The 11,556-nt window shown below is 44.4% G+C and carries 11 protein-coding genes; 2 read left to right on the plus strand and 9 right to left on the minus strand.

The features are described from left to right. Positions 1–126: 126 nt before the first annotated feature. From PPM_RS15080 to PPM_RS15105, 6 genes are all read right to left on the minus strand, one after another. Positions 127–855, minus strand: a complete 729-nt coding sequence (locus PPM_RS15080; RefSeq protein WP_013371628.1) for a DnaD domain-containing protein — start codon at positions 853–855, stop codon at positions 127–129. 3 nt (positions 856–858) lie between these two features. Then, a complete protein-coding gene (gene asnS / locus PPM_RS15085) occupies positions 859–2,154 on the minus strand; it encodes an asparagine--tRNA ligase (protein WP_013371629.1) in 1,296 nt (431 codons plus the stop codon). Positions 2,155–2,286: 132 nt separating this feature from the next. Beyond that, entirely contained in the window at positions 2,287–3,483 is a 1,197-nt protein-coding gene (locus PPM_RS15090) for an acetate/propionate family kinase (protein WP_013371630.1), read from the minus strand. Further along, positions 3,480–4,352: a 3-hydroxyacyl-CoA dehydrogenase family protein gene (locus PPM_RS15095; protein WP_013371631.1), complete on the minus strand. Its 873-nt coding sequence runs from the start codon at positions 4,350–4,352 to the stop codon at positions 3,480–3,482. Before PPM_RS15095 ends, PPM_RS15090 begins: the two co-directional genes overlap by 4 nt. Before the next feature lie 136 nt (positions 4,353–4,488). Continuing rightward, positions 4,489–5,991 carry an AAA family ATPase gene (locus PPM_RS15100; protein ID WP_013371632.1) on the minus strand — a complete coding sequence of 501 codons (1,503 nt, stop codon included), beginning with the start codon at positions 5,989–5,991 and terminating at the stop codon, positions 4,489–4,491. Then, positions 5,984–6,517, minus strand: a complete 534-nt coding sequence (locus tag PPM_RS15105) for a hypothetical protein (RefSeq protein WP_013371633.1) — start codon at positions 6,515–6,517, stop codon at positions 5,984–5,986. The genes PPM_RS15100 and PPM_RS15105 overlap by 8 nt, the downstream gene beginning before the upstream one ends. Positions 6,518–7,353: 836 nt before the next feature. Between PPM_RS15105 and PPM_RS15110 the strand changes: the two genes are divergently transcribed. Together PPM_RS15110 and PPM_RS15115 are read left to right on the plus strand one after the other, a co-directional pair. Further along, positions 7,354–8,157, plus strand: a complete 804-nt coding sequence (locus tag PPM_RS15110; RefSeq protein ID WP_013371634.1) for a HipA family kinase — start codon at positions 7,354–7,356, stop codon at positions 8,155–8,157. Beyond that, positions 8,154–8,747, plus strand: coding sequence for an AarF/UbiB family protein (locus PPM_RS15115; protein WP_025678551.1), 594 nt, complete (start codon positions 8,154–8,156; stop codon positions 8,745–8,747). Before PPM_RS15110 ends, PPM_RS15115 begins: the two co-directional genes overlap by 4 nt. A gap of 297 nt (positions 8,748–9,044) precedes the next feature. Here PPM_RS15115 and PPM_RS15120 read toward each other — a convergent pair whose 3' ends face one another. From PPM_RS15120 to PPM_RS15130, 3 genes are read right to left on the minus strand one after another with little or no spacing between them, the layout of a single operon-like run. Continuing rightward, the gene (locus PPM_RS15120) at positions 9,045–9,569 is read right to left on the minus strand and encodes a DUF5590 domain-containing protein (protein ID WP_013371636.1); all 525 of its coding nucleotides are present in this window, start codon (positions 9,567–9,569) and stop codon (positions 9,045–9,047) included. Positions 9,570–9,606: 37 nt separating this feature from the next. Further along, entirely contained in the window at positions 9,607–10,908 is a 1,302-nt protein-coding gene (locus tag PPM_RS15125) for an amidohydrolase (protein WP_013371637.1), read from the minus strand. Continuing rightward, positions 10,895–11,548 (minus strand): redox-sensing transcriptional repressor Rex, encoded by a 654-nt coding sequence (locus tag PPM_RS15130; protein ID WP_013371638.1) that lies wholly within the window; start codon positions 11,546–11,548, stop codon positions 10,895–10,897. The genes PPM_RS15125 and PPM_RS15130 overlap by 14 nt, the downstream gene beginning before the upstream one ends. Between the last annotated feature and the right edge of the window lie 8 nt (positions 11,549–11,556).

An 11,556-nucleotide genomic window follows, 5' to 3' on the forward strand; every position in this document is an offset into this window, starting at 1 on the left:
CTTAATCACTTTAATTTTCTGCCCTTCATCTGCACAGGCGAAACTCCCCGGTTGTCCATGTATCGCCCTTTCAATGTGAAAGCCATAGTGCATCAATTTACTACCTAAAAGGCTCAGTCTGCTACTTTAATTGCGACCGCCACCACGGAATCGCTGGGCATATTCTTTCGCATCCTGTGCATTACGGACCCGGTTTCGGCTCCATTCTAGCAAAATACGATCTATATACCGGAAATGTACCTTCCCAGCAAACACCGCTTCCTTCAAAGCCAGTAAAATCAGTTCCTCCGGATACCGATCCTGATCCACCCAACTGCTGATCGTCTCGTACTCCATCGGTGATAATGGTCGTCCGAATTCTTTCTCAAAAATCGTAAATAAATTTCGTTCTTCTGTAATTGGGGATTCTGATAATCCATTCAGTAAATCGGGCTTCCCGGCAAACAAAATGTCATCTTCATCGCGCTGCTCCGAACGCTCGGCGATCATACATTCAGCCAGCTTGCGATACAGACCCGCCAAGTTATAACGTTCAAATTGGACGGATGAGCTGCGGTCTTCCACGGAATCTATTCGCAAAAACCCTTCTTTCATGAGCTTACTGAAATAAAGCGCGATTTCGTTTGCAGTGCATCCGATACGAGCCTGCAATTGCTCCCATGTCGGAAATTCATTACGTTCCGCTTGTTTAAATGCAAGTAACTGCATCAGTAGCAGCATTTCACCATCCGTCAGCCGAAGCGTCCGATAATGCTTGAGCAGAGCGTAGGGAATTTGAACCATTCCGGTTTCCATAGCATAGGCTACTCCCTCCGCCCATTCTGCCGCTGATGTCTTGTCGAATGATCCTGTCATTGATTATGGATACAAACGATACAGCATGCGTGGGAACGGAATCGTTTCACGTACATGATCGAGTCCACAAATCCATGCTACTGTACGCTCCAGTCCCAATCCAAAGCCAGAATGCGGAACGGAACCATATGTGCGAAGATCCATATACCATTGATAGGCTTCACGTGCCAGGTTATGCTCGTTAAAACGTTCTTCCATCAATGCTGGATCATCAATCCGTTGGGAACCCCCGATAATTTCGCCATAACCTTCAGGAGCGATCATATCAGCACACAGAACAACCTCTGGGCGGGCTGGGTCAGGTTTCATATAGAATGCTTTAATGTGAGTCGGCCAATGCGTAATGAACACAGGCTTGTTATATCTTTCGGCAATAGCTGTTTCATGAGGAGCACCAAAGTCTTCCCCCCACGGGATATCGAATCCTTCACCTTGAAGGAAGGCAATCGCCTCATCGTACGTAATCCGTGGGAACTCGCCTTGAATTTGCTCCAGCTTCGAAACATCGCGTCCGATGGCTTCAAGCTCCTTCGCACAATTTTTCAGAACTGACTGCACGATATGGCTTACAAACTGCTCCTGAACGCGCAAGGATTCTTCATGATCCACAAAAGCCATCTCAGGCTCGATCATCCAGAACTCAATCAGGTGACGACGTGTTTTGGACTTTTCCGCACGGAAGGTTGGACCAAAGGAATATACTTTACCCAGCGCCATTGCCGCAGCTTCCATGTACAACTGTCCGCTTTGTGTCAAATAGGCATCTTCGTCAAAATATTTGATATGGAACAACTCTGTTGTGCCTTCTGCAGAAGAAGGAGTCAAAATAGGCGGGTCTACCTTCGTAAAACCGTTGCCGTTGAAAAATTCCTGTATAGCACGGATAATTTCCGCCCGTATGATCAGGACTGCACGTTGCTTGGCGGAACGCAGCCACAAATGGCGATGATCCATCAGGAAATCTACACCGTGCTCTTTAGGGGTAATCGGGTAGTTTTCGGTCAAATGAATTATTTCTATACCTGTAACCGTTAATTCATAGCCCGATTGACTGCGCGGCTCCTCACGCACGATTCCAGTTACATATAGGGAGCTTTCTTGAGTCAAGGATTTGGCATCATTCCAAATATCCTCAGACACTTCGCTTTTTACGATAACCCCTTGAATATACCCGCTACCATCACGTAGTTGCAGGAACTGAATTTTACCGCTAGATCGCTTATTGTTTACCCAAGCGCCGATTGTAACCGTTTCCCCTACATGGCGGCCCACTTGGGCAATCGTACTTTTATTTGTCATGACCGTCTCTCTCCTTGAACCGAAAATCAAACAGCCCTTCCCCTTGGGTCAGGCTGTTTGCTCTCGCTGTTTGGTGCATGTGGTACTTAAACCATAGTTCCACATGTATAAAGTTTAAACTTAGGGACCGAACTACTGAACCAGACGGAACGTGTCACGGGCAATTACCAGTTCTTCGTTTGTTGGAATGATCAGTACTTCTACCTTTGAATTTGCAGTTGTAATCCGACGAATCTCGCCAGAACGAATAGCATTCAATGATTCATCCAGCTCGATACCGAGGAATGTCAGTTGTTCCAACACTCTCTTACGCAGAACGATGGAGTTCTCGCCTACGCCTGCCGTAAATACAATTACGTCTACCCCGTTCATTGCGGCAGCATACGAACCAATATACTTGCGCAGACGGTATTCATACATTTCAAATGCCAATGTAGAATTAGCTTCGCCTTTTTCCATACCTTCAGTGATTTCACGCATATCACTGCTGATACCAGAAATAGCTAGAAGTCCACTATGCTTGTTCAGCATCGAATTGACCTCATTGACAGTCAATTCTTCTTTGTTCATGACATAAGGTACGATTGCTGGATCCAAATCACCACTACGAGTACCCATCATCAGTCCTTCCAGTGGAGTCATACCCATGGAAGTATCTACAGACAAACCGCCTTGAACTGCTGTTACACTACCACCATTACCGATATGGCAAGTGATAATCTTCAGGTCTTCCAAAGGACGGCCGACAAATTTGGCAGCTTCCTTACTTACAAAGTCATGGGAAGTGCCGTGTGCACCGTAACGACGTACCTTGTACTTATTGTACAACACTCTTGGTATGGCGTACATATAAGCTTTTTCTGGCATGGTTTGATGGAACGAAGTATCAAACACCACAACTTGTGGTACTTCTGGCATATTCAATTCAGCCGCTTTAATCCCCATCATGGATGCGGGATTATGCAGTGGAGCCAGGTCGAACAAGCGACGGATTTCACTCTTCGCTTCAGGAGTTACGAGCGCTGACTGTTTGAAGATTTCGCCTCCATGAACCACACGATGGCCCACAGCCTGAATTTCGCTAATACTGGAGATAACACCATGCTCTGCATCTGTGAGTGCATTCAGCACTTTACGGATGGCAGTAGTATGCTCCAAAATTTCGCTAACTTCAGTGTATTCTTCCTTATTGGTTGGTTTATGCGTCAGAATTGAGGAGTCCATACCGATACGCTCTACCAATCCTTTTGCCAAAACGGACTCGTCCGTCATATCATACAATTGGTATTTCAGGGAAGAACTCCCTGCGTTGATTACGAGAATTTTCATATCCGGTCACCATCCTTGTCATACTTAAAGAAGCCTTCGCCCGATTTCACGCCCAGATTACCTGCACGCACCATTTTCTTCAGGACGATGGACGGACGGTATTTCAGTTCGCCAAATTCACGGAACATCCGCTCCAAAGCAGCCAAAACGGAATCCAGACCAAAGCGGTCAGCCATTTCCAAAGGACCGTTTTGGAAGTTGTAGCCGATGCGCATAGCATCGTCAATGTCTTCCGCGGAAGCTACGCCCTCTTGAAGTACATGAGCTGCTTCGTTAATTAGCAGACAGATAATCCGGCTAGTTACAAAGCCAGGAGATTCATAAATCATGACTCCTTTTTTCTCCACGATTTCTTCCACGAACATTTTCGTGTTTTCAAAGGTATCGTCTGAAGTTTTCAAACCACGAATAATTTCTACAAGATCAATACGGGATACTGGATAAATAAAGTGCATACCAATAACACGCTCTGGATACTTGGTCGAGCTGGCAAGCTCGGTCAGGCTCAGCGTGGATGTATTACTTGCAAGAATAATGTTGCTTGGACACACATGATCCAGCTCTTGGAAAACAACTTTCTTCTCGTCCAGATTCTCTGTAATGGTTTCAATGACCATATCACAGCTAGCGAGCTCCGCCAGATGGGATACTTTTTCAATGCGAGATAAAATCAGTTTTTTCTCTGCTTGGGTGATTGCCCACTTTTCCAGTTGCTTGTCTAGACTTGTTTCAATCATATTATAAGCGTAGTCTAGTTTCTCTGGTGTCTGCTCTACTAACAGCACATCGATTCCTTTGGACGCGAGCATTTCAGAAATACCTTGTCCCATGGTGCCGCCGCCAATGACGCCGATTTTTTTAAATTGCATGGTTCTTAACTCCACCCTTTCCTGGTCACTCTCATATATTGTATCCTTCTTTGTCGAAAAATACATGTTTATGTCCCAATAGATAATAATATCTTAGCACGGACTAAAAGTAAAAAAAAATAACCAGCATAAAAAATTATGCTGGTAATAAAGCATTTTCACTAAATTGACATCTAAATTGATCCCCAGACAGAGTTTCTTCCTTCATCAGAATGTCAAGAGAATTGTCGAACACAGGACGATGCTTTTCCAGCAACTCCAAAGTCCGATTATGCAAGTCATTCATAATTTCGCCATTTTCCCGCATAAGTTCCTCTTTTGTAACCATTTCCATGTTAATAATCCCAAGAGAAGTCAAACCGGAAGTCATCATCGTATGAACAATGTTCAGCGCCTGCTCAAAATCATTACTTGAGCCCGTACTTCGACCGCCATAGTACATTTCTTCCGCAGTAGCCCCTGCGAGCGAGATCATAATCTGCTCCTCCAGGTACTGCTTGGTATATAAATAATGTTCTTGCTGTGGATTGTGACGCACGTAACCGAGCGCTTTCCCACGCGGGCTGAGCGCTACTTGACTTACGCTACCGGGACGGACGATTTCAGCCATAATAGCATGTCCCAGCTCGTGAATCGCTACACGTTTTTTCTCTTCCAATGTTGATTCTCGGTCTGTTTTTTCACCCATCATCACCTTGTCAATCGCCATGGATAGATGACTCTGTGCAATCATTTGACGATCCTGTCTCATTGCATAGATGGCCGCTTCATTCATGACGCTCTCCAACTGTGCACCGGAAAAACCGTAAGACTCCTCAGCGATTTTGTCCAAATTAGCATCTTCCTGAATCGGTTTGTTTTTGGCATGAATTTTAAGGATATGAAGACGGCCCTTCTTATCAGGCAAGTCTACTTGAATATGGCGGTCAAAGCGTCCTGGACGCGTTAAGGCGCTGTCCAGCATTTCTTTACGGTTTGTTGCCGCAATAAGTAATATCCGCGGTGTATCTGCCGAATAAATGCCATCCATTTCTGTCAGCAGCTGATTCAAAGTCTGATCATATTCTCGTTGCTGTCCACCCTCACGCTTACCACCAATAACATCAATCTCGTCAATAAAAATAATTGCATTTTCTTTCTTTTCCTTGGCTGCACGAGTGCGAGCCTCCCGAAACAACTCACGGACACGACCTGCACCGACACCCACGTACATTTCAACAAATTCACTGCCTGAAGCTGCAACAAACACAGAATTGGTGTAGTGTGCAGCTGCTTTCGCCATCAGCGTTTTTCCTGTTCCCGGAGGGCCTGTAAGCAAAACGCCTTTCAATGGACGAATACCAAATTTGGAAATTTCATCATGACGATTCAAAAAATCCAAGGCTTCACGCAATTCCTGTTTAGCGCTTTCTTGTCCACCAATTTCCTCAAAAGTCAGCTTGTCCGGACCATTTTTTTTACGTTTGCGCTCTTGCCCAGCACCTACGGCCAAGCCGCCACGAGCATGCATGAGCATTAACAAGCCGCTGAGCATCACGCCCGCAACCAAAAGAGGGATAATATTCACCCCAATAAAAACGAGAAATATAATGGTCACCGGCACAATACCGATTAATATTTCCTTGATCCATCTAGGCATTAGGCCATACCCCCATTTGCTGAGATTGACGTGGCAAAACGATAAACTTAGTCGCATTGCCTTCGCTGAGTCGGATATAGACATTGTTTGAATCCATATCGGTATCAGCCTTGATACCTGCTTTTTTCTTTTTCATCTGCTCAACTGTAGATGAAATTTGAGTATACTTTTTATTTTCCATCGCTTCGGCTACAGGAAACATAGCCTCAGACCACCATTGATTCAGTGCTGAATTGGAACGATCTGCGATATCCAGCTTAATGGTACGGCTGCCAATGATGGATTGCCCTTTTTGCTTAACCACATCAACCAATCCGGCCACATCCGCCTGCGGTTTGAGATCTAGTTTCAATACGACCTGATCCTGTTTAATATCTATTTGAGCGCTTGTCACGCCTGGATATTGAGATACCAGTTTTTCCAGAGGACTTTGCATTGTAACCTGACGGTAAATGAACCATCCCCCAAACATCAACAAGGCTGCCAAAACAGCCGCCACAACAATAGGAACTGCACGCAATTTCAAACAACATCCTCCTCTCAAAATGTAAAACCCAGAAGAAACGGGACGAATGTCAACAAACAACCAAATTGCATGATCTTATAGAGATCAGCAACTCATTTTTCTATCATTTTTGTCTATCACTTATAAAATATAGTATATCATAACGTGAATCTAATATCGAAGGCAATGTGTGGAGGAGTTGGAGTTGGAGTTGGAGTTGGGGTTGGGCAAAATCATTGGTTATCGGTGAGGAGGGGGAGACACTGCGTGTAGGATTTAATCTTATGATCGCTGTTGCCATGGGATTCTCTTGATAGTATAAAACATTTAAGGATTAGAATCCCATGGCAAAGGCGAACGCTCCGCTTCTTAAGATTCTAATCCTCCACTTCGCTACTGCCTGCTATAAAGATGAATTTGCTTAAAGAGAGTAGTTAGTTTTTTCGGTAAATAAGTATGAGACTGAAATATGCAAAGCTGTTTTTTTAAGAAACTTCATACATAACCACAAGAAATACAGACCTAAAAAACAACCATTGAAGACCTACCTCAGAACCATTGCCCTGAATAATACACGCTTTCAATCAATTGGGTAGCATCCGCTTGTGCCCAGTCCGATATACTTGCTCTCTCGTAATTTGCTGATTCGTTGATTCAATGATCACAACCGAAACAATACAACCTTGTCAAGGCGATATCTACGATAATTTAACTACCGAATTGTTTCGTAAATACAAGGATAGAATTGGGTTGAAGCAGCTCTTCTTCTTCAATAGGATCATATCTATACCAACTCTCTCTGAGGGACATACACTAGAACTAGAATCAAATAGACCCACTTTGGAGGAGGAGGGATCATGATTCAGGCCGTCAACTATATTAGACCACTTATTGGATGGAGTTTACCTCACTTGATGGAATGCAGCGATGGTAATTTATATGTAGTCAAACTGTCAAGCAATCCTCAGGGAGTTCGGGCTCTCGCGAATGAGATGATATCCTGCTGGATAGCAAAGCGATTAAATCTCCCTGTTCCCGATAGTCAAGTTATCTACATTCACGACACTTTAAGGATTCAATACTTAAACCTAGGGTACAATCTAGGACATGGTCCTCATTTTGGTAGCCGATATGTTCCTGATTGTACGCACCAACCTACAGATGTAGAACTTGCCGGTTGTATTAACATTACTCAGGCCGCTGATATGATTGCATTTGACCACTGGTTGGATAATAATGACCGCTATTTGTGGCAAGAATCTGGTCAAAATATCTTGGTATCTAGGGGGGAGTTTCCAAAACTGTGGATGATTGATAATGCCAATATATTCAGTGGACCAAACTGGACGGTGCAGTCGATGTTAAGTTCAGTTTCTATGCATCGCACGTTTTGGGGTCCTTTGTATGCTAAATTTGTTCCCTTTTTGGATGGTCCTGATCCATTTGGCAAAGCAATAGCTAACATCAAAGCGCTGCCTATAGGCGATCTGCTTGAAGTTATGGCTGTAATGCCAATTGAATGGGGGGTTACTCATGAGGAAATCACAGCAGTCTCGTATGCATTAAATAGCCGAAATAAGAATCTTCCCTATTGGCTGAGTCTCCTGCAAGCTAATTTTCCAGTGTGGAAAGGTCATTCGGAGGGGTGTGATAAAGTATGACAGTCTTCAATATCCAGGTATACCCTGGCGTTCATCGGCCTGGTTCTCCCTATGAGGTACAGTGGTGCAATCCGGCTGGCTTACCCTTTCTTGGGGCAGGCGCACAAGGTGCAGTTTTTCAACTATCGACAACTACTTGTGTCAAGGTCTATGCTAATGAATTCGATACTCAGCAGGAGGCTGACTCCCTCCTTAGGGCTTCCTCCGCATCGTTTGTTCCCCAAGTTTACGAAGTCGGTCAAAACTATATCATAATGGAATTTATTCAGGGACAAGGCATTAAAGCATTTCTTTCTGTCCAGCAATCATTTCCTTCTTTTCTTGCTAAAGGATTGTTAACGATACTTTATGAAATGAAACGAGTTGGATTTACTAGGATTGATACTGCATTGCGCCATGTATACGTTACGCCCGAGGAACAGATCAAGGTGATTGACCATGTGAATTCGTATAGGACAGTTCAACCATATCCGGCAAGAATGCTAAGTAGTCTTGCAAATATAGGTTATTTAGCCCCTTTTATTCACTATGTCAAGAGGGAAGACCCAGCGATATACACTGAATGGAATCAAGCATCTATTATTCCTTAGGATCAAATTGAAAATTTAGGATTCTATTTTCAGTCTAAGCCTTTATTTTCACATAAGAGTTAGTTAAGTAGGCAAGTAAAGGCGCTTCGCTGGCTTACAGCCAAGCTTGCGGGGTAGTAGTTAAAAAGACGGAAATACGAATTTTATCGTATTCACGTCTTTTTTACCCTTGAAATATTTAATATAATAACGAATCCCTTAGCAACAGCGATCATAAGATCAAATGGACTACGCAGCGCTCCTAACGATTCTAACTCTCCAAACCCTGCTAATCACCATAGCCACACCCACATCACTCTAATTATTGGGCAAAGTATACTTTATCCCCGTCGATGCTCCATCTGAGAAACGGTAAAAGGTATAGTTATGATGGCTTTCATCATCGTAAAACAGTTGCCATACATATTCGCCATTGAACACACTCGGTTGGAGCCTTACAATTTTTGCATTTGGAAGTTGCTGCTGAATTATCGCTGTCATTTTTTGCTCGTCGACTCCGTTTTTCATCAGCTCGGTATGAACACCGCTTGGATCTGCGACAGGTATGTTAGGTTGTCCTTCCATTTTTTGAAAAGGAACCCACACCATTATATTTTCATTCTGTGCGTTTTTTCCTTGAACCACCCAATATATCTGATCCCACACAGACTTCCATGTCTGAGTCGTGCTAACCAGACCACCTGATTGCTTGGCCTTAATGATAGCGGCATTTTTCTCAGCCACCTGGTCTTGAGTAACATAGGAATAATACCAGAAAATGCTGACCAGGATCAGTATTACGGCCAAAATGGCGACCGCTATCCATTTCTTCTTATTTTTCAAACCTGTGCTTCCTCTCTAAGGGGATGTGACACCTGAATTAGCGCGACAGCAGCCCTTCAAAGGCGGCTTGTGCCTCATGTTTGATACGTTCCTCGTCCATCGTCAGGCATTCGCCGTTTTTCACAACCTGACGACCGTCTACCCACACATGGGCCACGTCTTTGGCACTTGCAGAGTATACGGCATGGGAAATAAGATCTGTACGCGGCAAGAAATGGGCCTGATTCAGATCTAGCGCGATAAAGTCAGCCTTGTTGCCTGCTGCCAGCGCTCCTACTTCTTTTAAACCAATCGACTTTGCACCATACTCTGTTGCCAGACGCAGTGCTTCATTTGCAGGAACTGCTGTTGGGTCGCCAGATACTCCCTTGTGAATGAGTGCCGCCAGACGCATTTCCTCGAACATATCCAGGTTATTATTGCTGGCAGGACCGTCTGTTCCAAGAGAAACAGTAACTCCTGCACGCAGCAATTCAGGCACTCTAGCTACACCACTTGCCAGCTTCAAGTTGCTGCCTGGATTATGTGAAACCGCCACACCTCGTTCCGCTAATAAAGCTATCTCTTCGTCGTTCAAGTGTACGCCGTGGGCAACAAGTGAAGGGCGGGAGAAAAAGCCAAGCTTATCTAAGTGTGCAACTGGACGCAAACCGTAGTCGCGTACGTTTTGCTCAACTTCGGCGATGGTCTCGGACATGTGCGTATGCAATGGTAAATCGAGATCATGTGCTGCTTGAACAAATTTCTCAATAAACGCTGGCGGGCATGTGTATGGGGCATGCGGAGACATCATCGTTGTGATACGTCCGTCTGCTTTTCCATGCCAGTTACGGGCAAAAGTCACGGCCTCAGCCAGCTTGATCCGCTGTTCTTCTTCTGAACAGAGTCCAATGGCTCCACGCATCAAACTTGCACGGATGCCCGACTCTTCAGCTACACGTGCCACCTCATCCATATGATCGTACATATCCAAGAAAGTTGTGGTTCCACCTTTCAGCATTTCCAGCACTGACAAGGATGTTCCCCAGTACACATCCGTAGATGTAAACTTGGCTTCCATAGGCCACATTTTTTCCTGAAGCCACACTTGAAGTGCCAAGTCATCTCCATACCCTCGCAGCAGAGACATCGCCGCATGACCATGAGTATTAATCAGACCAGGCAAAAACAATAACCCGTTACCGTCGATTGCTTCCGTCTCTTCCTCACCCGCAGGCAGAGTCTCGCCAATGTAAGTAATACGGCTATCCTCCACAATCATAAAACCATGGATTACCCCAGCTTCAGGTCCATTCACGGCAAAAGAACCGTTTTTAATCATCCATTTATTCACTGTCATATTGTGCTTCTTCCTTTCCGTCCTCCAGGTAATAAGCGAGGCTAAGCAAATCAGTTGTAAAGTCTGTGGCATGTATCCGAATGTTAGCCGGTGCCTTGAGAATGATAGGTGCAAAGTTTAAAATCGCTCCAATTCCACTCTCAATGAGCCTATCAGCTACGTGTTGTGCCTCAAAATCAGGTACAGTAATAATCCCGATTCGAATATTTTTTTCTTTTACAGTCGTTTCCAATTCATCCATCGGCTGAACGACTAAGGTATTGATTCTGGTCCCAACCTTATCCGGGAACGCATCAAATACCGCCACAATCTTCATATTGTCTTTTAAATAAGCGTTATAGTTTGATAGGGCTTGACCCAGATTACCCGCTCCGACCAATACTACATTAATTTGCTGGTCGATTTTCAGAATATGGCGTATTTTCTCAATTAGATAAGAAACATCGTAACCGATACCCTTCCGACCAAAATCGCCAAAATAGGCAAGATCTTTACGAATTTGGGCCGGATTCAAATCTAACCTCTGTCCCAGCTCTTGAGAAGAGACCGTAGCCACCTCCCGTTTGTGCAGTGCATTCAGATAACGTAAATATACGGGTAATCTCCGTACGACAGCCTCTGAAATTTTATCTGATTTCATACTTGCTC

Origin of the sequence: Paenibacillus polymyxa M1, assembly GCF_000237325.1 — a bacterium.
Taxonomy (GTDB): domain Bacteria; phylum Bacillota; class Bacilli; order Paenibacillales; family Paenibacillaceae; genus Paenibacillus; species Paenibacillus polymyxa_C.